Origin of the sequence: Arthrobacter ipis (genome assembly GCF_014694315.1) — a bacterium.
Lineage (GTDB): Bacteria > Actinomycetota > Actinomycetes > Actinomycetales > Micrococcaceae > Arthrobacter > Arthrobacter ipis.
This window is the reverse complement of record NZ_JAAOXD010000001.1, coordinates 917,916-941,731: the sequence shown is the minus strand read 5'-3', so window position 1 is coordinate 941,731 and position 23,816 is coordinate 917,916. Positions and strand designations below refer to the sequence as shown.

Below are 23,816 nucleotides of genomic sequence, written 5' to 3'. Positions count from 1 at the left end.
GGTACGCAATGGAAACCGCCAATTACGGCAGGCTCGCCGCCTGCTTACGCAATCCCGCGCATGTTAGTGCGCTCTCGCCGGCGAGGACCCGTGCCGGGCGAGTTCGTCCCTGATGGCTGCCACGAAGGCATCGACGTCCTCCTCGCTGGTGTCGAAGGAACACATCCATCGGACCTCACGGGTGGCTTCATTCCAGTCATAGAAGCGGAAGGACTCCCGGAGCGTGTCCGCCACGCCTGCGGGCAGTACCGCAAAGACGCCGTTGGACTCCGTTTTCTGCGTGGGTTCCACTCCGTCAATGTCATCCACCGCGGCGCGCAGCCTCGCAGCCATGGCGTTCGCGTGGCCGGCCGAACGCAGCCACAGGTCACCTTCAAGCAGGGCGATGAACTGCGCGGACATGAACCGCATCTTGGAGGCCAGCTGCATGTTCATCTTCCGCAGGAAGAGCAGCCCCTGGGCGGCGTCGGGGTTCAGCGCCACCACCACCTCGCCGAACAGCAGCCCGTTCTTGGTTCCGCCGAACGACAGGATGTCCACACCGGCGTCGCGCGTGAAGGCCCGCAGCGGAACGCCCAGGTGCGCCGCCGCGTTGGCCAGCCGCGCCCCGTCCATGTGCAGCTTCATGCCTTTGGCGTGGACGTGCTCGGCGATCGCGCGGACTTCATCCACCGTGTAGCAGGTGCCCAGTTCAGTGGTCTGGGTGATGGAGACGGCCAGCGGCTGGGCGCGGTGCTCGTCGCCCCAGCCCCATGCTTCGCGGTCGATGAGCTCCGGTGTCAGCTTGCCGTCCGGGGTGTGCACCTGCAGCAGCTTTATGCCGCCCACACGCTCCGGGGCGCCGTTCTCATCCATGTTGATGTGTGCCGTGGACGCGCAGACCACCGCACCCCACCGCGGGAGGAGGGACTGCAGGGACAGCACGTTGGCGCCCGTGCCGTTGAAGACCGGGAAGCATTCGATACCCGGCCCGAAGTGCTCTTCCATCAGCTCCTGCAGGCGGGCCGTGTAGGCGTCTTCGCCATAGGAGACCTGGTGCCCCTCGTTGGCTGCGGCCAGCGCAGCCAGCACTTCGGGGTGCACCCCCGAGTAGTTGTCCGAGGCAAAGCCGCGCACCGACGCGTCGTGCAGCCTGGACATGGTGCCGCTGCCGGCAGTTTCAACAGTTGTTGTCATTTCTTTGGTCACGCTTTCAGTCTAGGTAGTTGCGGCACTCTGTGTTCTTGCGGCGCTCTAGGTACTCGCAGCGCCGGCGGGCACCGGGGCCAGCAGCAGCCGCTGCCCGTTCAGTTCCGCGGCCGGCTGGCTGAAGAGCCCGACGGCGGCGGCGGCCAGCTGCTCGACGTCCGTGTAGCCGGGAAACTTCCGTTCGGGCTGACTGCTGCGCATGCCTGCGTCCACCAGGGCCTTCACCACGAAAACGACGGCGGCACTGTGCTGGGCGCTGTCAGCTGCGCCGTCCTGGCCCTGGCTGCCCTGGCGGAAGCCCTCGGCCACTGCCATGGTCCACGCTTCCGCGGCGGCCTTGGCCGCCACGTAGCTGGCGACGCCGGCGGCGGGGCTGCCCACCGCCGTCGAGGACACCATGGCAAACCGCCCGCAGGACGAGGCGGCGAGGTCGTCGTAGAAGACCCGGGTGACGTTCCGGAGCGTCGTGACGGCGCTGCGTTCCAGGAAATCCCAGTCCTCATCGGTCTGGTCCGTGATGCCCTGCGCGCCGCGCCATCCACCCACGAGGTGGATGATGCCGTCGATCTTTCCGGCAGTGCGCGCGAGCTCTTGCTGCAGTTCCCGCACAGCGGCGAGGTCGGCGAGGTCGCAAACCAGCGGCGTGGCGCCCCCGGCGGCTTCTGCGGCCTCCTCGATGCGTGCCTTATCCGATCCCACCGTGAAGACGGCGAAGCCAGCCTGCAGCAGCGCACGCGTAGCCGCGATCCCCGACGGACCGCTGCCGCCCGTGACCAGCACGCGCAGTGGCCTGCCGCTCATGCTGCCGTCTCCGCCGGAGCGTCCACCGTCTGAGCTGGGTGCGGCGTCTGCGCAGGATCCGAGGAGCCGGTGATTCCCGCGGTGGATTCGATGACGGGGCGCATCTTCTTTTCCAGGGCCTCGTAGAACATGGACAGCGGAAACTCGTCGTCCAGGACCTGGTCCGTGAGGCCCCGCGGCGGCCCGTCGAGGGGGAGGGCGCCTGGTCCCTTCGCCCACACTGATGCCGGGTTCGGCGTGACGGTGCCCGAGATCAGCTCATAGGCCGCCAGCCAGTGGGCGGTCTTGGGCCGGTCGATGGAGCGCCAGTAGAGCTCCTCGATCCGGGCACCCAGCTCCACAACGACGCCGGCAACGTGTTCCCAGTCGATGGTCAGCCGGCTGTCGGTCCAGTGGAGGACGCGGTGCTGGTGCAGCCATGCGAAGAGCAGCTGGCCGCCGAGCCCGTCATAGTTGCGTACCCGGCTACCGGTGATGGCGAACCGGAAGATCCGGTCGAAAATGACGGCGTACTGCACGAGTTTGGCATGCCGGCGTGCTTCCGGATCCGCTGCTTCGTCCTTTTCGATCTTCACGGATTCCCGGAAGGCCGTCAGGTCGCAGCGCAGCTCCTCGAGGGAGTACAGGAAGAAGGGCATCCGCTGTTTGATCATGAAGGGATCGAACGGCAGGTCCCCGCGCATGTGCGTGCGGTCGTGGATCAGGTCCCACATGACGAAGGTCTTTTCGGTGAGTTCCTGGTCCTCAAGGAGTTCCGCGGCTCCGGCCGGCAGTTCCAGCGAAGTGATGTCGGCCGCGGACCGGAGGACGCGGCGGAAGCGTGCCGCTTCCCGGTCCGCGAAAATGGCGCCCCAGGTGAACCGGGGCGTTGCGCGCACCCCCACCGTTTCGGGAAACAGCACGGCGGAGTTGGTGTCGTACCCCGGGGTGAAGTCAATGAACCGGATGGGCACGAACAGGCGGTTGGAGTAGTCGCCCTGTTCCAGGCCTGCAATGAAGTCGGGCCACACGACGTCGATGAGGACCGCCTCCACGAGCCGGCTGCTGCTGCCGTTCTGCGTGTACATGGGGAAAACCACCAGGTGCTGCAGGCCGTTCTCGCGGTCCGCCTGCGGCTGGAACGCGAGCAGGGAGTCCAGGAAGTCCGGGACGCCGAACCCTTCCTCGGCCCAGCGGCCAAAGTCTCGGCACAGCAGGTCCAGGTAGAGAGCGTCGTGGGGGAACGCCGGTGCCAGCGCCTCGATGGCGCTGACAAGGGCGTCCACATGGCCGTGCGCTGCAGCATAGTTGGCCTGGTCAGGGATGGAGCCGTCCTGCACCTGCAGTTCCCGCAGGGCAATGGCCGCGGCCTTGAGGCGCTGCCATTCGGGGTGTTCCACGGAGATTCGGGCTGGTGCTGTGTGTACGGTTACGGTCATCGCTGGCCTCGCCTTTCGGGTTATCTGAGCTTCTACGGCGAGCGTAGCAAGCGGACAGGGATCCTAATCGATCAAAGGCGTGAGCATAAGAAACTGTAGGGCTCGGGGCTGCTCAAATAACCGCTAGGCGCAGCGCCCGGCAGTCTCAGGCCTGGGAGTCATCGGCGGCCGGAACCAGCTTCAGTGAGATGGAGTTGATGCAGTAACGCTGGTCCGTCGGGGTCCCGTAGCCCTCGCCCTCGAAGACGTGCCCGAGGTGCGAGTCGCAGTTGGCGCACCGCACCTCGATGCGCTCCATGCCCAGGGTCCGGTCGTGGATGTACCGCACACGTTCTTCGGCCAGGGGCGCCCAGAAGGACGGCCACCCGCAGTGCGAATCGAACTTCTCCTTGCTGGTGAAGAGCTCGGTCCCGCACGCGCGGCAGTTGTAGGCGCCAGCGGTATGGGTGTCCCAGTATTCGCCGGTGTAGGGCCGTTCCGTGCCGGCCTGGCGAAGCACGTGGTACTCCTCCGGCGTCAGTTCGCGGCGCCAGTCGTCGTCGGACCGGCCGGCAGCAGGAGTAGCGGCGGTGTTGGTGAGGTCGGATTTCTCAGGAGTGCTCATAACCGGACCAACGCTCAGGAGTCCCCGATAAATCCCGAGCCCGCATATAGATGCAGCACCGGCAGGCCCAGCTTGTCCTGCGCCCGGTTGGCCCAGTCCGTATGGAAGGTGTCCGACACGGCATGCGGCCTGGTGATGACCACGGCCTGGGCGGCACCAAGTTCCTTGACCTTGGCCACGAGGCCGTTGACGGCGCCGCCGTCCACCACCTCGCCTGCAACGCCGCCGCCGATGCCTTCCAGGGCGCTGACCGAGGTGGCCAGCGTGGCGTCTGCCGCTGCCCGTTCTTCCGTGGGGTCAGGGGCATGGGCAGTCAGCTCGCGGAAAGCCTTCGCAATGTCCAGCATCGAAAGGTTCTCGAGGAAGTCCACCAGGAGATGCCGTTCAGTATTGGCCGGCACCAGCACAACCAGGGGCGCGTCACCTCCGTCCACGAGGCGTTCGATGTTCACGCGGTCGTCCGCACCCAGCGGCTCTTCAGTCAGAATGACGATTGGATCGCTCATGGCATCAGCCTAGTCCCGCCCGCCAGTGCCCGCATGTATTTGGCCTGCTTGCATTTGGCAGCCTCCACCAGGCCGCGAATATGCCGGACGGGGCCGGATCGGTCAAGATGGGAGGCATGGATTCCGCGCAGGCTGCTTTGACTATCCCAGCTACTACCCAGGGCAACGCGATGACCCTGAGGGCGAAGTGGACCCTCGGGGGAGTCATCGCCGGCGGCGCCGCCGCCGCCCTGCTTGGTGCCGGATCCTCTGCCCTGGCGCTCTACTTCGCCCGCCGCGTCCTCACCCCCGCCCGCGTGCGGGCGGCAGACCAGGAAGTCCTGGCGGTCATCCGGGAGGGCAGGGAACTGCAGGTCATCCTCGCGGCCACGCCGGAGACAACACACGACGGAACGTACAGTCTCTTCTTCGACGCCGGTGCCGGGCATGCCCGCATCGGCAGGATCCTGTCCTATTCCCCGGCCGAGCGCACTGTGCTGCGCGAGGTGGAGACGGTCTACAGCGGCAACCTGGAAACTGCAGGGCGCGCCTGGTGGGGAGGTGCCACATACCAGCATCCCTCCGACGTCGGCCTGGCCTCCGAAGACGTCGACATTGAGGTTGAGGGCGGAACTGCCCCCGGCTGGCTGATTCCGGGCGATGCCGGCGCCGAAACGTGGGCCGTCATGGTCCATGGGCGCGGAGCAACCCGGCAGGAGTGCCTCCGTGGAGCGCGGGTGGCCCACGAACTCGGACTGCCCAATCTCCTGGTCTCCTACCGGAACGACGGCCTGGCGCCCGCAGCATTCGACGGCCGGTACGGGCTGGGATCCACGGAGTGGCGGGACATCGATGCCGCCATTGCCTTTGCCCTGGCCCGCGGTGCCCGGGAAGTCGTGCTTTTCGGCTGGTCCATGGGCGGGGCCATCTGCCTGCAGACGGCGGACCTCTCGGAGCACCGGCATGTCATCCGGGCCATGGTCCTGGACGCGCCGGTCATCGACTGGGTCAACGTGCTGGCCCACCACGCGGAGCTTAACCGGATCCCGTCGGCCGTTGGCCGGTATGGCCAGCTGATGATGGGGCACAAGGTGGGCCGCAGGCTCACCGGGCTCGCTGCGCCCGTCGACCTGAAATCAATGGATTGGGTGTCGCGTGCCGTTGAGCTCAGGACGCCGACGCTCATCATCCACAGCGTGGACGACGAATACGTTCCCTACCAGCCCTCGGCCCTGCTCGCCGAAAAGAATCCGGAAATGGTCACGTTCGAGCCGTTCGAGGGCGCGCGGCACGCCAAGGAATGGAACGCCGATCCAGTCCGCTGGGAAGCGCTGGTCCGGGCGTGGCTGCAGCAGCAGCTGGCGCCCCGCCGCAATCCCGGCCAGTCGGAACCGGTTCAGCCTGAGCCGGTTTAGCTTGCCCGGGAGCCTGTTCCGATCGCGGCGGTGACGGCTTTGGTGAGGCGCACAAGCTCGCGGGGATCCAGTTCGATGTCCAGGCCACGCCGGCCGCCGGACACCAGGATCGTGTCCAGGGTGAGGGCGGTTTCGTCGATGACCGTGGGGGAGGGCTGCCGCTGTCCGAGGGGCGAAATTCCGCCCAGGACGTAGCCGGTGCGCCGTTCAGCGGCGGCCGGGTCCGCCATGGCGGCCTTTTTGCTGCCCAGTGCCGCAGCTATCGCTTTGAGGTCCAGGCTTCCGCTGACAGGCACGACGCCGACCGCCAGTTTGCCGTCCACCTCCACCATGAGGGTCTTGAAGACCCTTGCCGGATCGATCCCCAGGACCTCCGCTGCCTCCATGCCGTAGCTGGCCGCGGCCGGATCATGGCTGTACGCGTGCAGGTTAAAGGAAACGCCTGCCGCAGCCAGTACGGCTGTGGCAGGCGTTCCCTGCGACGTGTTCTTGCGCGCCATCCGGGGTCCGGTTCCTAGGCGTGGATCCGGGCCGCGGCGGCCACCTTGCGCTTGATGCGCCCGAGCATCGCGGTCATGCCGCGCATGCGCAGCGGCGTGATGGCGCGGGTCAGCCCGAGGAGTTCCGGCATGTCGTCGGGGACAGCCAGGATTTCCTCGGCGGTGAGGCCGTCCAGTCCTTCATGGAGCACACCCGCGAAACCACGGGTGGTGGGGGCCTCCGGCGGCGCCTTGAAGAACAGCCGGAAGGCGGGGGCCCCGCCGTCGTTCTCTTCCGTCTCAATGGTGAGGAAAAGAGGCGACTGGCATTCCACCACCTGCTCCAGGAGCTCGGGGTGGTCGTTCAGGCGCTCCGGAAGCTCCGGCAGGCCGCGGGAAAATTCCAGCAGGAGCTGCAGCCGCTCGGGCTCGCTCAATGCCTGGAAGTCGTCGACAATCTCCGCCAGGGCGGTGGGAAGTGCTTGAGTACTCATCACTTCCAGCTTACGCAGGTTGTTCCCGTCCGCCGCTTTTTTACGGACGATTTACCTCGCGGCAACTGCCGGCACTGCGCCGCGTTCCGCGCCCTTGGCAATCGGGACGCGCACGGCGTTGCCCCATTCGGTCCAGGAGCCGTCGTAGTTGCGGACGGTTTCGAAGCCGAGGAGGAACTTCAGCGCAAACCAGGTGTGGCTGGAGCGTTCACCAATGCGGCAGTAGGCCACAACATCGTCGCCCTCGGTGAGTCCCGCTTCGCCAAGGTACAGCGCCTCAAGCTCGGCGCGGCTGCGGTAGGTGCCGTCCTCTGCTGCTGCCCGTGCCCACGGAATCGAAGCAGCGGTGGGAATGTGGCCGCCGCGTAGCGCGCCTTCCTCGGGGTAGGCGGGCATGTGGGTGCGCTGGCCCGTGTATTCCTCGGGGGAGCGGACGTCGATCAGCGGCTTGCCCAGGTGGGCCAGGACGTCGTCCTTGAAGGCGCGGATGGGGGCGTCGTTGCGCTCCACCACGGGGTAGTCCGCCACGGCCGGCGAGGGGGTGTCGGTGGTCAGCGCACGGCCTTCGGCGATCCACTTGTCGCGGCCGCCATCGAGCAGCCGGACGTCCTCGTGGCCGAACAGGCTGAAGACCCAGAGGGCGTAAGCGGCCCACCAGTTGGACTTGTCACCGTAGATGACAACGGTGGCGTCGCGGGAGATGCCCTTCGCGGCGGCCAATGCAGCAAAGGCCTTGCCCTCCACGTAGTCACGGGTCACTTCGTCGTTCAGGTCGGTGTGCCAGTCGATCTTGACCGCGCCGGGAATGTGGCCGGTTTCGTAGAGCAGGACGTCTTCGTCCGACTCCACCACGACGAGCCTGCCGTCGTTAAGGGCGCCGGCGTCAATGGCCGCAGCCAGCCACTCGGTGGAAACAAGCCGCTCCGGGTGCGCGTAGGCGGCGAACTTCACGTTCTGTTCAACGGGGTAGGACATGCTTATGGCCTTTCACTGAAACGGTCAGGTCAGACCGCCGGGGGACGGCGGGTCACTGCTCCAACACTAGCCACGGGCCGGTACGAATGCTCCTGTGTGTTAACAGGACGACATGTGTGTGCTTGCTCACGGCACCGCCGGCAGCAAGGCGTTGGCCGCGGTGCGGACGGCCAATGCCGGTATTCTTGCTGGGGACAAATCACCAGCAGAATGGACCACCTTGGTACAGATCGAAAAGCTCGCCACCCGGACGCCGGCGGTGTCGGTGGATGAGCTCCTCAAAGGTTTCTACCCATCGCCCAGGTTTGGGCAGGTGTCCTTTGCGAGTTACCGGCCCGATCCGAAGCAGCCGAGCCAGGCGGCAGCAGTGAACGCGCTGCAGGCATTTGCCGGAGGCGTCGGCACCGGGGACGGCGGGGGGTTGTTCAAGAAGCTGTTTGGCAAGAAGGACGCCACCACCCGCGCCGGCATTTACCTCGACGGCGGATTCGGCGTCGGGAAAACCCACCTGCTGGCCTCTCTCTGGCACGCTGTCCCCGGGCCCAAGGCCTTCGGTACCTTCGTGGAGTACACCAACCTGGTGGGTGCCCTGTCCTTCCGGAAAACCGTCGACGCGCTGAGCTCCTACAAGCTTGTGTGCATTGACGAGTTTGAACTGGACGATCCGGGCGACACTGTCCTGATGTCCCGCCTCATGCGGGAACTGGCCGATGCCGGCGTGAAGCTTGCGGCCACCTCCAACACCCTGCCCGGCTCGCTGGGCGACGGCCGCTTTGCCGCCGTGGATTTCCAGCGTGAGATCCAGGTCCTGGCGGACCAGTTCGACGTCATCCGGGTTGATGGCGAGGACTTCCGCCACCGCGGCCTGCCGGCCGCGCCGGCACCGCTGCGGAACAGCGAGCTCCACGCCCACATGAAGGCGGAGTTCGACGGCAAGACTGTTGCCGAGGATGACTTCGGCACTCTTATCTCACACCTCTCGGGTGTCCATCCAAGCCGCTACCGCAAGCTGCTTGACGGTGTGGACGGCGTCGTCTGGCGGGACGTGGAAACCATCACCGAACAGGCAGTGGCGCTGAGGTTTGTGGTGCTCGCAGACCGCCTTTACGACAAGGACGTTCCGATCCTTGCCAGTGGAGTGCCGTTCGACAAGCTGTTCACCGAGGAAATGATGAACGGTGGCTATATGAAGAAGTACTTCAGGGCCGTATCGCGGCTCACAGCACTGGCCCGGGAGGGCCAGAACCACGAGCCCTCGTAGAACACGAGCCCCCGTAGAAACTGGCTCTTTTAGACAGGCAAGTCTTCTTTCGGGAACGCGAAAGGTGCCGGCGCCGCCTCTCGGCGGGACCGGCACCTTTTTGACGTTTAGGGGCGAAGCCCGGTAAGTCCTGGCTACGGAGCCTTCTCAGCCGGCGGCACGTTGTCCGCCGGTCCCTGGGTAGGCCTCTCATTGGCTTTGTCAACGAGAGTGGAAGCGCCAGTCTGGACCTTATCTACCTGGCTGGTGTATTTGCCGCCCGTCTTGGAGTCGACAAAATCACCTGCTTTGGTGATGCCATCCTTTATGGACTGCTCGTTGCCGCGGATCAGACCCTGAGCTTTGCCCTTTAGATCGTCAAGTAAACCCACGAGCACCTCCCTTCAATCGCGGAGCCAGTTCGCTCCTCCGCATCCGATCCTAGCGCCGAAGGCCGCGCATGCCAAGGAGTTCTTGACAAAACTTGTCAAACCGTATGAAGGCAAGAAAAAAGCAGCTCCGGAGAGCTGCTCTGTTTTCGTGGGCGATACTGGGATCGAACCAGTGACCTCTTCCGTGTCAGGGAAGCGCGCTACCGCTGCGCCAATCGCCCGGAGCCGGTGAAACCGGCGGTATTCCTGGGTTCGGATCCTAAGGATCAAGAGAGCGGACGACGAGATTCGAACTCGCGACATCCACCTTGGCAAGGTGGTGCTCTACCAGCTGAGCTACGTCCGCATTTTTGAAGTTCGGCCGAGTGGCCGAGCGTTCAACTACAAGCAAGTTTCCTTACTCTGGTGGGCGATACTGGGATCGAACCAGTGACCTCTTCCGTGTCAGGGAAGCGCGCTACCGCTGCGCCAATCGCCCATTGCATCCGGCATACCGGAAACCATGGCTTTCACCGAGGTGGGTACGGGATTCGAACCCGTGTATACGGCTTTGCAGGCCGCTGCCTCGCCTCTCGGCCAACCCACCGTGTAAGCACGGCTTCCTGGAAGCAACTTCCGGGGAACCAGTGCAATGACAGTGTCCTGCGAGCGGACGACGAGATTCGAACTCGCGACATCCACCTTGGCAAGGTGGTGCTCTACCAGCTGAGCTACGTCCGCATTTTGGAGCCGTGATTCCCTGCCGTATTCGGCAGTTCGTCGCGTTCCAACGAGTAAGAACTCTATAGGAGGTTCCGGGAAACTCCAAATCGAGGACCGGCTGCGTGGCCGGGGAAGCCCTGCTTCCTTGAATTCTAGGGAAATTCTTGAATTACAGCGGTGTAGTTAGCGAGTGCCTGGGCTGGGTCGCTCCCTCATGGCTGCTGGCCTCAAGCGCTCCTTCGACACCTTGCTCCGCTGACCCTTCCCTGGGTCAGCACGCCGATTTCCATTAACCCGGGATCGTCCGCTAGCATTCAAATGCATCGGGGCGATTGGCGCAGTGGTAGCGCGCTTCGTTCACACCGAAGAGGTCACTGGTTCGAACCCAGTATCGCCCACCGATGGAAAGTCCGTTCAGCCCAGGAGATAGAACTGGGAGGAGCGGGCTTTTCTGTTTCCGCTCTGCTTCCGCACCGAAGTTCGGTATTCGCATTACTGTCTGACCCCCGTGAAAGAGTCTCACCATGACCGCTCCACTCCTCGCCCACGCCACTGAATATGGCCGCATGTACGCCCGCTCCACCACGGAGCAGTTCACGGTTCCCTCCATAACCACCGTCATTGGGCAGCAGCCCCACGGACTGGACGGCTGGTTCGGCTACATGGGTGCAAGCAGCCTGGCCAAGGATCCCTCACTGCCGGAGATCCTTGGCAGCCCCGCAAGGGTACGGCAGGCGGTGAACCGTGCGGCCAAGGCGGCCGAGTCCTACCGGGACGAGGCCGCGCAGCGTGGGGACCGGGTGCACAACTACTGCGAGCAGGTGGCGCTGCGCGCTCTCGGCAGGCCGCACCAGATGAAGGAAGCCCGCGACGCGCTGGCCTCCAATGGCGAGGAAGCCTTTGCCGCCCGCTTCGATGAGTGGTGGGAGTTGTTCCGGGTGGAGCCGATCGCCCCTGAGATCACCGTGTGGAACAAGACGGTGGGATATGCAGGAACACTGGACCTCGTCGCCAGGATCAACGGACGTACCTGCCTCATCGACTACAAGACCAAGGGCACAACGCGTGACGGGCAGGTGAAGCCCTTGGACGACAAAGTGGTCATGCAGCTTGTTGCCGGCATGAAGGCAGAGGAAAGCCTGGTGGATCCCGTGGCAGGGGAGTGGGAACCGTGGCAGCACGGCGATACCCCGGTCCTGCTCGCCGTCGCTATCGGTGAAACCGAGGTCCGGCCCGTCCGGGCAAATCCGGAGGTCCTGAAGCACCATTGGTGGAAGTTCTGTGCCCTGCGGCGGGTGTGGGAAATGTCCGCCGACACCGTCAGCGCCGGACCCGCGCTGCTGCCGCTGGCACCGCCGGTGTTTTCCTGACAGCCACTAAACTGGACTGGATCCGTTTATCCGTTCACCGTGAGGAAATGACTGCACATGGCAATTCTGAATATCCGTATCATCGGCGATCCCGTGCTTCGCACGGTTGCCGACCCTGTCACGGATTTCGGGCCGGAGCTGGCCAGGCTCGTTGCCGACATGACCGAAACGATGGAGGACGTGGAGGGCGCAGGACTTGCCGCGCCACAGATCGGAGTCAGCCTCAGGGTCTTCACCTACCGGATCGGCGGCGTTGAAGGCCACGTCATCAACCCGGTGCTGGAAAACAGCGAGGACTTCCAGGCGGACGAGGTGGAGGGGTGCCTTTCCATCCCGGGACTGGGCTTCCCGGTCCGCCGCTACCGCAGCACCCGCGTGACAGGCGTCGACATCAACGGCAACCCCGTTTCGGTGGAGGCCGAGGGCATGCTTGCCCGCTGCTTCCAGCACGAAACCGACCATCTGGACGGCATCCTCTTCACTGACCGGCTCGAAGGTGAGGACCGCAAGGCTGCCCTGCGCTCCATCCGCAACGCCAACTACGACTCCATCACCGAAAAGACCACCGCCAAGCGCGCCAAGACCGTCGGCTCCAGTTTCGGCGGCGGCAGCTTCGGAGCGGCAGCGTCCGGAACCGGCAGCTACGGCGCTGCCGGATGAGGGTCCTCTTTGCCGGAACCCCGTCCGTAGCTGTCCCCTCGCTGGATGCGCTGGTGGCCGCCGGCTTCGAAATCGTCGCGGTGCTGACCCGGCCGGACGCGCCGGTGGGACGCAAGCGCGTGCTCACGCCGTCGCCCGTTGCTGCCCGGGCCGCCGAGCTCGGCATCGACGTCATCCACGCGTCCCGGGTGGACGCTGCCGTCACCGAACGGATCGCGGAAGCCCGTCCCGACGTAGCGGCGATCGTCGCCTACGGCGGGCTTGTGCCCCGGGCGGCCCTGGAGATTCCGCAGCACGGCTGGATCAACCTGCACTTCTCGCTGCTGCCGGCCTGGCGCGGTGCGGCGCCCGTGCAGCGGGCCGTCATGGCGGGCGACGACATCACCGGTGCCGTGACTTTCCAGCTCGAGGAAGGGCTCGACACGGGCCCTGTCATCGGCACGCTGACCGAGGCGGTCGGCCCGGAGGACACCTCCGGGGCGTTGCTCGAACGGCTGTCCCACAGCGGCGCCGTCCTGCTCGCCCAGACGCTGTCCGCTATAGGGTCCGGCGCGGCGTCTCCCCGTCCCCAGCAGGGCGAAGTGACCCTCGCGCCCAAGCTTGTTCTCGACGACGGCCGCATTGAATGGTCGGAGCCGGCCCTGTCCGTGGGCCGCCGCGCCCGCGGCGTGACGCCCGAACCGGGGGCCTGGACCACCCTTGATGGCCAGCGGCTGAAGCTTGAGCCAGTGCGGCTCCGGCCCGACGTTACAGATGTTCGGCCGGGACAACTGGCTTTGGCCGGCAAGAGCGTGCTGGTGGGCACGGGTTCGCACGCCGTCGAACTCACCAAGGTGCAGCCTGCCGGCAAGAAAATGATGGCCGCAGCCGACTGGGCGCGCGGCCAGGCCTCCCTCGAAAGCGTGGTATTCCAATGAGTGACTCCGGCAGAAGCGGATCCGGGCAGGGGCGTTCCAGCCGCGGCGGCCAGCGCGGTTCAGGCGCCGGCGGTTCGGGCGCCGGTAATTCAGGTACCGGCGGTTCGGGTGCCGGCGGTTCTGACCAGCGCCGGGGCGGCGGAGGAGCCAGCCGGCGCAATGCGCAGGGCAGGGAGCGGAACCGCGGCCCGCAGCGCAGCTTCACCGAGAGCGCCCCGTCACAGCGCACCCGCAGGGCGGACCCTGCCAGGCTGGTGGCCTTTGAAGTGCTGCGTGCGGTTGCGGCCGAGGACGCCTATGCCAACCTCGTGCTGCCCGCGCGCATCCGTCAGCACGGCCTCGATCGGCGCGACGCCGGATTCGCCACGGAACTGAGCTACGGCGCGCTGCGGAACCAGGGCACGTACGACGCCATCCTCGCCCGCTGCGTGGACAGGGCCCTGGACAAGCTGGATCCGGCTGTCCTGGATGCCCTGCGCATCGGGGTCCACCAGCTGGTGGCAATGCGGGTACCCGCTCACGCGGCTCTGGACCAGACGGTCGGCCTGGCGCGGGCGGTCATCGGCGCTGGTCCGTCCGCCCTGATCAACGCCGTCCTCCGGAAGGTAGCGGCACGCAGCCTGGACGAGTGGCTGGACGAACTTGTTGCCGGCGAGCAGGACGAGACCAAGGTTGCCTCCATCCGGTACGCCCATCCGGAGTGGATTGTCCGTGCCCTCCGGCAGTCGCTCGTGGCCCACGGCCGCCCGGTCGGCGAGATCAATGACCTCCTCGAAGCCGACAATGCGGCCCCCGTGGTCAACCTGGTGGCGCTTCCCGGGCTGGGAAGCCTGGACGAGGCCCTGGAGAACGGAGCCGTCCCCGGCGAACTGGTGGAGGGATCGGCCCTTTCCAGCGGCGGTGACCTCGGCCGGCTGGAGTCCGTCAGGTCCGGCACCACACGGGTGCAGGACGTCGGCTCCCAGCTGGTGGCCCGGGCGCTGGCAGCGGCCAGCCTTGAGGCAGGGCAAAACACCACTCGGGAAGCCTGGCTCGATCTCTGCGCCGGCCCCGGCGGCAAGGCGGCCTTGCTGGCCGCGCTGGCGAAGGAACGCGGAGCCACGCTCCTGGCCAACGAACCCGCACCGCACCGGGCCAAACTGGTCAGCCAGGCACTGTCCGCTGTTCCGTCCGAGGTCTGGACCGTCAGGACCGGCGACGGCCGTGAGGTCGGGTCGGAACGGCCCGCCAGCTTTGACCGTGTGCTTGTGGATGTGCCCTGCAGCGGACTCGGAGCCCTGCGCCGCAGGCCCGAATCCCGCTGGCGCCGGACCCCCAAAGACCTCGCCGATCTCGGGCCGCTGCAGCGCGAACTGCTGAACTCAGCCCTGGCGGCCGTGCGGCCCGGCGGCGTGGTGGCCTACGTGACCTGCTCACCGCACCCGGCCGAAACCACCGCTGTGGTCAGCGACGCCCTACGGAAACGCGATGACCTGGAACTACTGGACGCCGGCAGCGTGCTGGACGCCGTTAGCCTGGGCAGCGGCCTGGGTGCGGGGCATGAGAAGACAGCCCAGCTGTGGCCGCACGTCCACAGCACGGATGCGATGTTCCTGGCCCTTATCCGCCGCAAGCGCTGAGTCCGCGCAAGCGCTGAGTTCCCAATGACCGTTTCCACACCCCGGACTTCCGTCCCGCGAAAGGACCCCGCATGACGCAGTGCTGCATCAACCCCAGCATCCTCTCCGCCGACTTCGTGAACCTCGAAGCCGAGCTGCAGAAAATCAGCAACGCCGATTCCGTGCATGTGGATGTGATGGACAACCACTTTGTCCCCAACCTCACCCTGGGACTTCCGGTAGTACAGCGGATCCAGGCGGTCAGCCCGGTTCCACTGGATGCCCACCTCATGATTTCCGACGCCGACCGCTGGGCGCCCGGTTATGCGGACGCCGGCCTTGCCTCCGTGACGTTCCACGCCGAGGCATCCATCGCGCCGGTGAAACTTGCCAGGGAGCTGCGGGCCCGTGGTTCGAAGGCCGGGATGGCGCTGCGTCCCGCCACCGCGCTGGAGCCCTACCTGGACATGCTCCCGGAGCTGGACATGCTGCTGATCATGACAGTGGAGCCCGGTTTTGGCGGCCAGGCGTTCCTCGACCTCACGCTGCCCAAGATCCGCCGTGCCCGCGCCGCGATCGAGGGATCCGGCGTGAACGTCGCCATTCAGGTTGATGGCGGGATTACCGAGGAGACCATTGTCCGTGCGGCGGAAGCCGGGGCCAACGTCTTCGTCGCCGGGTCCGCAGTGTACGGCGCCGCAGATCCGTCCGGCGCTATCGACCGGCTGCGCAAAGCGGGCAGCCTTTAGCGTTCAGTCCCCGAGGCCCAGTCAGGAGCCCGTCATGGAAGCCGCCATTGGCCTCCATGACGGCCGCATGACGGCTTGTAGCGGGAATAGCCTGGGCACCCGCCAAGTTGTGTCAGAATAGCAACACACAATACGTGCTCCGGGGTCGGTGTAAGTCCGAACCGGCGGTGACAGTCCGCGACCCGCGAGCCGGTGTTTCCTTCACGGAAGCCCGGCGGACGGTTGAACTGGTGAAATTCCGGTACCGACAGTTAAAGTCTGGATGAGAGAAGCACGTACAGCTGTACTTGTGGCGTTCCAGAACGCCGCTGCGTTTCGCTGTCGTATACCCCCGGAGCAGTCTCGGCTCTTGAGGGAAGGAACGGCACGCACGCATGGACATTCTGCGTTGGCTCTTCGAGGCACAGATACCCGTGGGCGGATCAGTGCTCATTCTCCGCGAAGTGCTGGGAAACATCTTCGGCCTGGCCAGTGCCCTCGGCGGCATGCGGCGCAAGGTCTGGGCCTGGCCGGTAGGCATCGCCGGCAACCTCCTTCTGTTGACGGTCTTTCTGGGCAACGTCTTCGGCTCCGCCACGCCGGCCACCCTCTGGGGCCAGGCCGGGCGGCAGGTCATGTTCATCATCGTGGCCGTCTACGGCTGGCAGCGTTGGCAGCAGAGCCGCCGGGCGTCAGGGTCCTCGACGGCGATCGCACCCACGTGGGCCAGTGCCAGGACCCGGGTGGCGCTGGTACTCGCGCTGGTGGCCGGCACCGCTGCCCTCACCCCGCTCTTCGACTCCCTGGGCTCCTACCCGCCGGTGTGGGCCGACGCCTGGACGTTTACGGGCTCGCTCCTTGCCACGTACGGCATGGCCCGCGGCTGGACCGAGTTCTGGCTGATCTGGGTCGCAGTGGACGTGGTGGGCGTTCCGCTGCTCTTCAGCGCCGGATACTTTGCCAGCGCTTTCATGTACCTTTTCTACGGCTTCTTCACCCTGGCCGGCTTCATCGTCTGGTGGCGGGCTTCTCGGGTCCAGACCCAGTCGGGCCCCGCGGCCGTCAAGGTTGAGACCGCCTTCCCGGATCCGGCGGTGTCCAAGTGACCGGCTTCCAAACGAACGGCCAGCCGGTACCGGCCTTCACCGCCGCTGAAACAGCCGCCATGGACATAGCCCTGGAAGCCGCCCTGCAAGGTCCCCGGGGCGCCAACCCGCTGGTGGGCGCCGTCGTCGTCGGACCTGACGGTAGCCAGCTGGCCACGGGATACCACCGCGGTGCCGGCACCGCGCACGCCGAAGCCGACGCGATAGCGGTGGCGACCAGCGCCGGCGTCGATCTTCACGGGTCAACCATGGTGGTCACCCTGGAGCCGTGCAACCACGTGGGCCGCACGGGGCCGTGCGCGCAGGCCATCATCGACGCCGGGATAGCGAACGTCGTGTACGCCGTCGACGACCCCCATGACCCGGCCGCCGGCGGCGCCGCCACCCTGCGGGCTGCGGGTGTCAGCGTGCGCAGCGGGCTGGCCGCCGAGCGTGCGCTGGAGCTGAACCGGCGCTGGTTCCAGGCGGTCGACGCCAAGCGCCCGTTCGTCACCCTGCACATCGCCCAGACCCTGGACAGCCGGATCGCGGCCGAGGACGGCACCAGCCAGTGGATTTCCAGCCCGGAGTCGCTGGCGGACAACCACGGCATCCGGAGCCGCATCGATGCAATCCTGGTGGGAACGCAGACCGTTCTGGTGGACAACCCGCGCCTTACAGCCCGCGACGCCAACGGCGATGCCATCGGAAAGCAGCCGCTGCGCGCCGTCATGGGACTTCGCGACGTGCCTGAAGACGCCGCCGTGCGCGGCGATGACGGCAAGGTGCTGCACCTGCCCACACGGGACCCGCACGAGGGCCTGGCCATGCTGTTCGCAGCGGGCACCCGGCACGTCATGGTGGAGGGTGGGTCGAAGATCCTCAGCGCCTTCCTGGGCGAAGGACTCGTGGATGAACTCATCGTCTACCTGGCCCCCACGCTGCTGGGCTCCGGAACGCCGGCACTCAACGGCCTCGGCATTGGAACGCTGGCGGAGGCACAGCGCTGGGATTGGGATGCCGCATCCGGCGGCGCGGTCCAGTTCCTGGGCAGGGACCTTCGCCTGCACCTGCGCCCGGAGGAAGCGGCCGTACCGCAGGACCTGCCCGCAGCGGCAAAGCCAGCATCAACACAATCAACGTCAACCGATTCACTACCACCCCGCACAGCTGCGGGCACAGCCATGGGAGGCTACTGATGTTCACCGGAATTATCGCCGAACAGGGAAAGGTCCTGTTCGTGGACCGGAACGGGGACTCGAGCGCAACGCTGCGCCTGCACGCCCCCGGAACCGCTGACGGGCTGCCGCTGGGCGGCTCCATCGCCGTCAATGGCGTCTGCCTCACCGCCACGGCCATCGACGGCAAGGACTTCAGCGTCGACGTCATGGGCGAGACCCTTATCCGCAGCACCATCGGCGAGCTTGCGGCGGGCGACCCCGTCAACCTGGAACGCTGTGTCCCGGCCGGCGGGCGCCTCGACGGCCACGTGGTCCAGGGACATGTGGACGGCGTCGGCGAACTGCTCGAACGCGAGCCGCAGGGAAACTGGGAACGGCTCCGGTTCGGCGTGCCGCAGCGGCTGGCGCGCTACATCGCGGAAAAGGGTTCCATCGCCATCGACGGCGTCTCCCTCACCGTCACCGAGGTCAGCCCGGCAGCCGAGACGGCACCGTGGTTCGAGGTAGGGCTCATCCCCACCACCCTGGCCGACACCGGCCTCGGAGCCAAGCCTGCCGGCGGCAGGGTAAACCTTGAAGTGGATGTACTGGCCAAGTACACGGAGCGGCTACTTGCTTTCCGCACTGGAGGTTCGGAATTCGCGCACGTCACGGAGTTCGGCACGGAAGATTCGGAGGTTCAGCGGTGAACGGCACGGCAAAGCTCGACGCGGCGGTCTCCGACGCACTGATCTCGGTTCCCCTGAAGCTCGACCCGATCGAGGACGCCGTCCGCGCGATGGCGGCCGGCAAGCCGGTCCTGGTGGTGGATAACGAAGACCGGGAAAACGAAGGCGACATCATCTTCGCTGCCCAGCACGCCACCCCGGCGCTCATGGGCTGGACCATCCGGTACAGCTCCGGCGTCATCTGCGTGCCGCTTGACGGTGCCCGGGCCGACGCGCTGCAACTGCCGCCGATGGTGGAGGTCAACCAGGATTCGAAGGGCACGGCCTACACCGTGTCCTGCGACGCCGCCACCGGCGTAAGCACCGGCATCTCGGCCACCGACCGGGCGCTCACCGCCCGTGTCATCGCCGATCCGCAGAGCGGCCCGGACACGCTGACCCGTCCCGGGCATATTTTTCCGCTGCGGGCCGTTAATGGGGGAGTGCGTGAGCGCCCCGGCCACACCGAAGCGGCCGTCGACCTCTGCCGGCTCGCCGGCTTGCAGCCGGTGGGCGTGATCGCCGAAGTGGTGTACGACGACGGTGAAATGATGCGGCTGGATGGACTCCGGGTTTTCGCTGCCGAGCATGGCTGCCCCTTGATCTCGATCGAGGACCTGGTTGGCTATCTGGGAGCCGGCCACCGTGTATCTTCACAGGAGAGCAGTTTGGAAGTCAGTCCGGCCGGAGAAGGGGAAACACGATGACGGCATCTCAAGCAGTGGAACCGAGCAGCAACGGCCGGTCCCCGCATCCGGTGAGCAAAGGACCCGTAGTGCAGCTGCCTACGGCGTTCGGTAGTTTCGTGTCGCAGGCCTGGACCGATCTGGTGACCGGCGCCGAACACCTCGCCGTCAGTTCCCCGAATCCGCCCAAAGACGGGAAGGCGCCCCTGGTGCGCCTCCATTCGGAATGCCTCACGGGGGATGTTTTTGGCTCCTACCGCTGCGACTGCGGCGAGCAGCTCGCCTACGCCCTGGAACTGATCGCCGAGAACGGCGGCACGCTGCTGTACCTGCGCGGCCAGGAAGGCCGCGGCATCGGGCTGGCCAACAAGATCAAGGCCTACGCCCTGCAGGAGGCCGGGTTCGACACCGTCGAGGCCAACGAACAGCTGGGACTGCCTGTGGATGCCCGCTGCTACAAGGCTGCGGCGCAGATCCTGGCCGAGATGGGCCTGCACGAGATCCGGCTGCTGAGCAACAACCCGGACAAGCAGAACCGCCTGGCCATGGCCGGCGTCAAGGTCGTCGAGATGGTGCCCACCGAGGTGCCGTCCCGCGAACAGAACCTCCGGTACCTGCAGACCAAAAAGGACCGCATGGACCACCTGCTGACCCTCGACACCGAGACGGCGGGCCTGCCCCGCACCGGCACTGACACTTTCGATATCGAACAAGACTGAACGGATTACGAAGACTTTATGAGCGGACACGGCGCACCCCAGATTGACCTGACCACCCTCGACCCCGCTGAAACCTCGCAGTTGAAGCTGGCAATCGTGGCGGCAAGCTGGCACACGCAGATCATGGATGGCCTCCTGGACGGCGCCCTGCGGGCTGCCAAGGACGCCGGCATCAACGAGCCGACGGTGCTGCGCGTACCGGGCAGCTTTGAGCTTCCGGTCGCTGCCGCGCGGCTGGCACCGCACTTCGACGCCGTCGTCGCCCTCGGCGTCGTCATCCGCGGCGGTACGCCGCATTTTGACTACGTCTGCCAGGCCGCGACGTCGGGACTCACCGACGTGAGCGTCAACACCGGCGTGCCGGTGGGGTTCGGGGTGCTCACCTGCGACACCGAAGAGCAGGGGCTGGACCGGGCAGGACTGCCCGGATCCTCCGAGGACAAGGGGCATGAGGCCGTCACGGCCGCACTGTCCACGGCGCTGTTGCTCAAGAACTACTAGAAAGTATTTCCCCGGTTCCGGGGCAGGTGCGGGGATGCGGGCGTGTGTCATCGCTCACATCCCCGCCGTTATGGAACTGCCCGACAGGCGGGCCCCCGCCCCGAGCAAGTAGGCTGGAGGGCGTGAAGAATTTCGAGACGCTGTTCGCAGAACTGAGCGAGAAGGCAGCGACCCGCCCCGAGGGCTCCCGCACCGTCGCTGAACTGGAGTCGGGAATCCACGGCATCGGCAAGAAAGTCGTGGAGGAAGCGGCCGAAGTCTGGATGGCAGCCGAGTACGAATCCGACGAAGCCGCCGCCGAGGAGATCTCGCAGCTCCTGTACCACCTGCAGGTCCTGATGCTAGCCAAGGGACTCAGCCTGGAAGACGTCTACAAGCATCTCTAGCCGCCTCTGCGTGGCCCCGCTTGCCTGACACAAACTTCCAAACCAGAAAGACCTCCTAATGCTGCGTGTAGCCGTACCCAACAAGGGATCCCTGTCCGAAGCCGCCTCCGCGATGCTGTCCGAGGCGGGCTACCGCCAGCGCCGTGACAGCCGCGAGCTGGTCATGGTGGACCCCGACAACGACATCGAGTTCTTCTTCCTCCGCCCCCGGGACATCGCCGTTTACGTCGGGCAGGGAACGCTCGACGTCGGGATCACCGGCCGCGACCTCCTGCTGGACGCGCAGGTGGAGGCTGAGGAACTGCTTCCGCTGGGCTTCGCCGCCTCAACGTTCCGGTTCGCCGGGCCGATCGGTGATTTCCGCGCGGTAGATGAACTCGAAGGCAAGCGGCTTGCCACCAGCTACGACGGGCTCCTGCGCGATTACCTGGCGGAGCGGGGCATCAAGGCGAAGGTGGTCCGGCTGGACGGCGCCGTGGAATCCTCCGTGCGTCTTGGCGTCGCGGATGCCATCGCCGACGTCGTGGAAACGGGCAACACCCTCAAGGCCGCCGGCATGGAAATTTTCGGGGATCCGATCCTGAAGTCCGAGGCCGTCCTCATCCGCCGCACCGGCGACGGCGGGGCCGCCAACGGCACAGCCAAGGAGATCGAGGTCCTGATCCGCCGCCTGCAGGGTGTGCTGGTGGCGCGGCAGTACGTGCTCATGGACTACGACATCCGCAAGGAGCTCGTGGAGCAGGCCGCCGGGCTCACGCCCGGCCTGGAATCACCCACCGTCTCGCCGCTGCGCGATTCCGAGTGGGTGGCCGTCCGCTCCATGGTGCCCAAGAAGGAAACCAACCGGATCATGGACGAGCTGTACGACCTCGGCGCCCGTGCCATCCTGGTCAGCAGCATCCACGCCTGCCGGATCTGACCCGGTTTTCCTCAGACAGCACACCCCAGCAGTACAACAGGAGAAGTCATGGCTGTAGCCGTCCGCGTTATCCCCTGCCTGGACGTTGATGCCGGCCGCGTGGTCAAGGGCATCAATTTCGAAGGCCTTCGCGACGCGGGGGACCCGGTGGAACTGGCGCACCGTTACGACAACGCCGGCGCTGACGAACTCACCTTCCTGGACGTGACCGCGTCCTCCGGCAACCGGGAGACCACGTTCGACGTCGTCCGCCGCACCGCCGAGGAAGTGTTCATACCGCTCACCGTCGGCGGCGGCGTCCGCGGCGTTGCCGAGGTGGACAAGCTGCTGCGCTTCGGAGCCGACAAGGCCTCCATCAACACCGCCGCCGTGGCCCGCCCCGACGTCATCGACGAAATCACCCGGCACTTCGGGTCCCAGGTGCTGGTGCTGTCCGTGGACGCCCGGCGCGTCCGCCCCGGATCCCAGCCCACGCCGTCGGGCTTTGAAGTGACCACCCACGGTGGCCGGCAGGGCACCGGAATTGACGCCGTTGCCTGGGCCAAGGAAGCGGCGGACCGCGGGGTCGGTGAGATCCTGCTGAACTCCATCGACGCCGACGGCACCAAGGACGGCTTCGACCTCGAGCTCATCCGGCTGGTCCGGTCAGCAGTCAAGGTTCCGATCATCGCTTCGGGCGGCGCCGGGGAACCGGCCCACTTCGCTCCTGCCGTCCAGGCGGGCGCGGACGCAGTGCTGGCCGCCTCGATTTTCCACTGGGGCCCGGACGACATGATGTCCCAGGTCAAGGCCGCAATCCGCGACGCCGGCTTCGAGGTCCGCTGATCCTCCCCTGGCTCTGAAAAGCAACGCGGGGTCACTTATCGCCCAAAAACCCGAGGTTATTGGGCGATAGGGGACCACCCCGCGTTGCTTTGTTACAGCCCTACTTCGGCTGCCTGGAGGAGGGCGACGGCGTCCGGCTGGCCTTCGAAGGTCACCAGCGCATGGCGGGTGCGGCCGTGGGCGTGCATCAGCAGTTCGCCGGGTTCACCCACGATAGCCACGGACACAGGTGCGCGCTTGGCGACGTGCCTGGGGCCCGAGGGGCTGACCAGGACGATGCCGAGGTCCACGCCGCGGTAGAGGATGGCTGCCCGCTTGACGAGCTCATCCCACAGTGCGTCCGAGTATTCCGCGTCGAGGGCGCGGGGGGCCCAGCGGTCAACGGCGCGCCGGATGTCCTCCGTGTGGACGAAGTATTCGATCAGGTTGGAGCTCTCATCCAGCGCCTTGATCTTCATGGGCGAGAGCGCGGGCGGTCCGGCGCGGAAGGAGTTCACGAGCTTGGCATACTCGTCGGCGGTCCGGAGCTTTCCGGCCAGGCGGGCGGTTGCCTTGTCCGAGGCCTTGGACAGGCTCTTGATGACCAGGCCCAGCCCGACGGCAGCTTTCCGCTCCCGCAGGTACAGGTGAGCTGCGAGGTCCCTGGTTTGCCAGCCCTTGCAGAGCGTGGGGGAGTCAGGACCGGCCGCCAGCAGGGTCTCGGCCAGAACTTCTCGGGACGGATCGACGAAATGCATCACTTGGAAAACTAGCACGTCCCCGCGAGAGTTGCGCAGTCTGTTGATCCAGGTGAATTTGTGCCGTCGTTCACAGGGGCGGGCGGGTGACAGACGGCCCTCGTGCCAGCGTCCCGGCGGGGGCACTAGACTTGACGTGATGTCTGAGCAGCCCGCCCCCAGCCCCGCCCCCGCCCCTACAGCCGGTGCCCCTTCGTCCGACGCCGGCGATAGCCTCCTGCCCGGAAGCCCCCTTCCGGCCGGGATTGCCTCGGCGCTCAAGCGCGACGGTGCCGGACTTGTGGCTGCCATCGTGCAGCAGTTCGACACCAACGAGGTCCTCATGCTGGGCTGGATGGACGACGAGGCCCTGAACCGGACCATGACCACCGGTCGCGTGACGTTCTACTCGCGCTCCCGCCAGGAGTATTGGCGCAAGGGTGACACGTCCGGCCACGTGCAGTGGGTCAAGTCGGTGGCCCTGGACTGCGACGGCGATGCCCTCCTCGTGCGGGTGGACCAGGTGGGCGCTGCATGCCACACCGGTACACGGACGTGCTTCGACGGCCGGGCCTTCGACGTTGTGGCAGGTTCGGCCAGCTAGCGGCCGAAGCTCGTCCACCCA

General features: G+C 66.3%; 27 protein-coding genes, 6 tRNA genes and 1 riboswitch. Of the genes, 18 read left to right on the top strand and 15 right to left on the bottom strand.

Annotated elements, in window-relative coordinates; translation table 11 throughout:
- Positions 1-63: 63 nt before the first annotated feature.
- The 5 genes from G9E11_RS04520 to G9E11_RS04500 form a co-directional block, all read right to left on the bottom strand.
- Complete coding sequence (locus G9E11_RS04520; RefSeq protein WP_190603642.1) at positions 64-1,176, bottom strand: threonine aldolase family protein; 1,113 nt, start codon at positions 1,174-1,176, stop codon at positions 64-66.
- Between the two features lie 57 nt (positions 1,177-1,233).
- A complete protein-coding gene (locus tag G9E11_RS04515; protein WP_190603234.1) occupies positions 1,234-1,989 on the bottom strand; it encodes an SDR family NAD(P)-dependent oxidoreductase in 756 nt (251 codons plus the stop codon).
- Positions 1,986-3,407 carry a DUF6421 family protein gene (locus G9E11_RS04510; protein WP_190603232.1) on the bottom strand — a complete coding sequence of 474 codons (1,422 nt, stop codon included), beginning with the start codon at positions 3,405-3,407 and terminating at the stop codon, positions 1,986-1,988. The genes G9E11_RS04515 and G9E11_RS04510 overlap by 4 nt, the downstream gene beginning before the upstream one ends.
- A 145-nt stretch (positions 3,408-3,552) precedes the next feature.
- The gene (gene msrB, locus G9E11_RS04505) at positions 3,553-4,011 is read right to left on the bottom strand and encodes a peptide-methionine (R)-S-oxide reductase MsrB (protein WP_190603230.1); all 459 of its coding nucleotides are present in this window, start codon (positions 4,009-4,011) and stop codon (positions 3,553-3,555) included.
- Between the two features lie 14 nt (positions 4,012-4,025).
- Positions 4,026-4,517, bottom strand: a complete 492-nt coding sequence (locus tag G9E11_RS04500; protein WP_102973073.1) for a hypothetical protein — start codon at positions 4,515-4,517, stop codon at positions 4,026-4,028.
- A gap of 116 nt (positions 4,518-4,633) precedes the next feature.
- Here G9E11_RS04500 and G9E11_RS04495 point away from each other — a divergent pair, with 116 nt between their 5' ends.
- Positions 4,634-5,911, top strand: a complete 1,278-nt coding sequence (locus G9E11_RS04495; RefSeq protein ID WP_190603228.1) for an alpha/beta hydrolase family protein — start codon at positions 4,634-4,636, stop codon at positions 5,909-5,911.
- Here G9E11_RS04495 and ybaK read toward each other — a convergent pair.
- The 3 genes from ybaK to G9E11_RS04480 are packed head-to-tail and all read right to left on the bottom strand — an operon-like array spanning position 5,908 to position 7,859.
- Positions 5,908-6,411 (bottom strand): Cys-tRNA(Pro) deacylase, encoded by a 504-nt coding sequence (ybaK, locus tag G9E11_RS04490; protein ID WP_190603226.1) that lies wholly within the window; start codon positions 6,409-6,411, stop codon positions 5,908-5,910. The genes G9E11_RS04495 and ybaK overlap by 4 nt on opposite strands.
- 14 nt (positions 6,412-6,425) lie before the next feature.
- Positions 6,426-6,884 carry a SufE family protein gene (locus G9E11_RS04485; RefSeq protein WP_190603224.1) on the bottom strand — a complete coding sequence of 153 codons (459 nt, stop codon included), beginning with the start codon at positions 6,882-6,884 and terminating at the stop codon, positions 6,426-6,428.
- Positions 6,885-6,935: 51 nt separating this feature from the next.
- Complete coding sequence (locus G9E11_RS04480) at positions 6,936-7,859, bottom strand: sulfurtransferase (protein WP_190603222.1); 924 nt, start codon at positions 7,857-7,859, stop codon at positions 6,936-6,938.
- Positions 7,860-8,079: 220 nt separating this feature from the next.
- On the opposite strand from G9E11_RS04480, the gene zapE reads away from it, so the two are divergent.
- Entirely contained in the window at positions 8,080-9,120 is a 1,041-nt protein-coding gene (zapE, locus tag G9E11_RS04475) for a cell division protein ZapE (protein WP_190603640.1), read from the top strand.
- A 134-nt stretch (positions 9,121-9,254) separates the two neighbouring features.
- On the opposite strand, the gene G9E11_RS04470 is transcribed toward zapE, so the two are convergent.
- From G9E11_RS04470 to G9E11_RS04445, 6 genes are all read right to left on the bottom strand, one after another.
- Positions 9,255-9,491: an antitoxin gene (locus G9E11_RS04470; RefSeq protein ID WP_111903627.1), complete on the bottom strand. Its 237-nt coding sequence runs from the start codon at positions 9,489-9,491 to the stop codon at positions 9,255-9,257.
- Positions 9,492-9,640: 149 nt separating this feature from the next.
- A tRNA-Val gene (locus G9E11_RS04465) sits at positions 9,641-9,712 on the bottom strand.
- A 52-nt stretch (positions 9,713-9,764) separates the two neighbouring features.
- Positions 9,765-9,837, bottom strand: a tRNA-Gly gene (locus G9E11_RS04460).
- A 57-nt stretch (positions 9,838-9,894) separates the two neighbouring features.
- Positions 9,895-9,969 (bottom strand) — tRNA-Val (locus G9E11_RS04455).
- Between the two features lie 37 nt (positions 9,970-10,006).
- Positions 10,007-10,077 (bottom strand) — tRNA-Cys (locus G9E11_RS04450).
- 61 nt (positions 10,078-10,138) lie between these two features.
- Positions 10,139-10,211 (bottom strand) — tRNA-Gly (locus G9E11_RS04445).
- Positions 10,212-10,519: 308 nt separating this feature from the next.
- Here G9E11_RS04445 and G9E11_RS04440 point away from each other — a divergent pair.
- The 15 genes from G9E11_RS04440 (at position 10,520) to hisF (ending at position 22,475) form a co-directional block, all read left to right on the top strand.
- Positions 10,520-10,591, top strand: a tRNA-Val gene (locus tag G9E11_RS04440).
- Positions 10,592-10,717: 126 nt separating this feature from the next.
- On the top strand, positions 10,718-11,563 hold the full coding sequence (locus G9E11_RS04435) for a cytochrome (RefSeq protein ID WP_190603220.1): 846 nt from the start codon (positions 10,718-10,720) through the stop codon (positions 11,561-11,563).
- A gap of 57 nt (positions 11,564-11,620) precedes the next feature.
- Positions 11,621-12,223 carry a peptide deformylase gene (gene def / locus G9E11_RS04430; RefSeq protein WP_190603218.1) on the top strand — a complete coding sequence of 201 codons (603 nt, stop codon included), beginning with the start codon at positions 11,621-11,623 and terminating at the stop codon, positions 12,221-12,223.
- Positions 12,220-13,140, top strand: coding sequence for a methionyl-tRNA formyltransferase (fmt, locus tag G9E11_RS04425; RefSeq protein WP_190603216.1), 921 nt, complete (start codon positions 12,220-12,222; stop codon positions 13,138-13,140). The genes def and fmt overlap by 4 nt, the downstream gene beginning before the upstream one ends.
- Positions 13,137-14,759, top strand: coding sequence for an RsmB/NOP family class I SAM-dependent RNA methyltransferase (locus tag G9E11_RS04420; protein ID WP_190603214.1), 1,623 nt, complete (start codon positions 13,137-13,139; stop codon positions 14,757-14,759). Before fmt ends, G9E11_RS04420 begins: the two co-directional genes overlap by 4 nt.
- A gap of 71 nt (positions 14,760-14,830) precedes the next feature.
- Positions 14,831-15,487 (top strand): ribulose-phosphate 3-epimerase, encoded by a 657-nt coding sequence (rpe, locus tag G9E11_RS04415; protein WP_190603212.1) that lies wholly within the window; start codon positions 14,831-14,833, stop codon positions 15,485-15,487.
- Positions 15,488-15,617: 130 nt separating this feature from the next.
- Positions 15,618-15,766: riboswitch (FMN riboswitch) on the top strand.
- Between the two features lie 95 nt (positions 15,767-15,861).
- A complete protein-coding gene (gene pnuC, locus G9E11_RS04410) occupies positions 15,862-16,572 on the top strand; it encodes a nicotinamide riboside transporter PnuC (protein ID WP_190603211.1) in 711 nt (236 codons plus the stop codon).
- Positions 16,573-16,631: 59 nt separating this feature from the next.
- Positions 16,632-17,750: a bifunctional diaminohydroxyphosphoribosylaminopyrimidine deaminase/5-amino-6-(5-phosphoribosylamino)uracil reductase RibD gene (gene ribD / locus G9E11_RS04405; RefSeq protein WP_190603639.1), complete on the top strand. Its 1,119-nt coding sequence runs from the start codon at positions 16,632-16,634 to the stop codon at positions 17,748-17,750.
- Positions 17,750-18,421, top strand: a complete 672-nt coding sequence (locus tag G9E11_RS04400; protein WP_190603209.1) for a riboflavin synthase — start codon at positions 17,750-17,752, stop codon at positions 18,419-18,421. Before ribD ends, G9E11_RS04400 begins: the two co-directional genes overlap by 1 nt.
- Positions 18,418-19,146 carry a 3,4-dihydroxy-2-butanone-4-phosphate synthase gene (ribB, locus tag G9E11_RS04395; RefSeq protein WP_190603207.1) on the top strand — a complete coding sequence of 243 codons (729 nt, stop codon included), beginning with the start codon at positions 18,418-18,420 and terminating at the stop codon, positions 19,144-19,146. The genes G9E11_RS04400 and ribB overlap by 4 nt, the downstream gene beginning before the upstream one ends.
- On the top strand, positions 19,143-19,844 hold the full coding sequence (gene ribA / locus G9E11_RS04390; protein ID WP_190603205.1) for a GTP cyclohydrolase II: 702 nt from the start codon (positions 19,143-19,145) through the stop codon (positions 19,842-19,844). The genes ribB and ribA overlap by 4 nt, the downstream gene beginning before the upstream one ends.
- Before the next feature lie 18 nt (positions 19,845-19,862).
- Complete coding sequence (gene ribH / locus G9E11_RS04385; RefSeq protein WP_102973087.1) at positions 19,863-20,345, top strand: 6,7-dimethyl-8-ribityllumazine synthase; 483 nt, start codon at positions 19,863-19,865, stop codon at positions 20,343-20,345.
- Positions 20,346-20,467: 122 nt separating this feature from the next.
- On the top strand, positions 20,468-20,731 hold the full coding sequence (locus G9E11_RS04380) for a phosphoribosyl-ATP diphosphatase (protein ID WP_003801526.1): 264 nt from the start codon (positions 20,468-20,470) through the stop codon (positions 20,729-20,731).
- Between the two features lie 58 nt (positions 20,732-20,789).
- Positions 20,790-21,650, top strand: a complete 861-nt coding sequence (gene hisG / locus G9E11_RS04375; protein ID WP_190603204.1) for an ATP phosphoribosyltransferase — start codon at positions 20,790-20,792, stop codon at positions 21,648-21,650.
- 48 nt (positions 21,651-21,698) lie between these two features.
- A complete protein-coding gene (gene hisF / locus G9E11_RS04370; RefSeq protein WP_190603203.1) occupies positions 21,699-22,475 on the top strand; it encodes an imidazole glycerol phosphate synthase subunit HisF in 777 nt (258 codons plus the stop codon).
- A gap of 92 nt (positions 22,476-22,567) precedes the next feature.
- On the opposite strand, the gene G9E11_RS04365 is transcribed toward hisF, so the two are convergent.
- Positions 22,568-23,212, bottom strand: a complete 645-nt coding sequence (locus G9E11_RS04365; protein WP_190603201.1) for a TIGR03085 family metal-binding protein — start codon at positions 23,210-23,212, stop codon at positions 22,568-22,570.
- A gap of 139 nt (positions 23,213-23,351) precedes the next feature.
- Here G9E11_RS04365 and hisI point away from each other — a divergent pair, with 139 nt between their 5' ends.
- Positions 23,352-23,795, top strand: a complete 444-nt coding sequence (hisI, locus tag G9E11_RS04360) for a phosphoribosyl-AMP cyclohydrolase (RefSeq protein WP_190603199.1) — start codon at positions 23,352-23,354, stop codon at positions 23,793-23,795.
- Positions 23,796-23,816 lie beyond the last annotated feature (21 nt).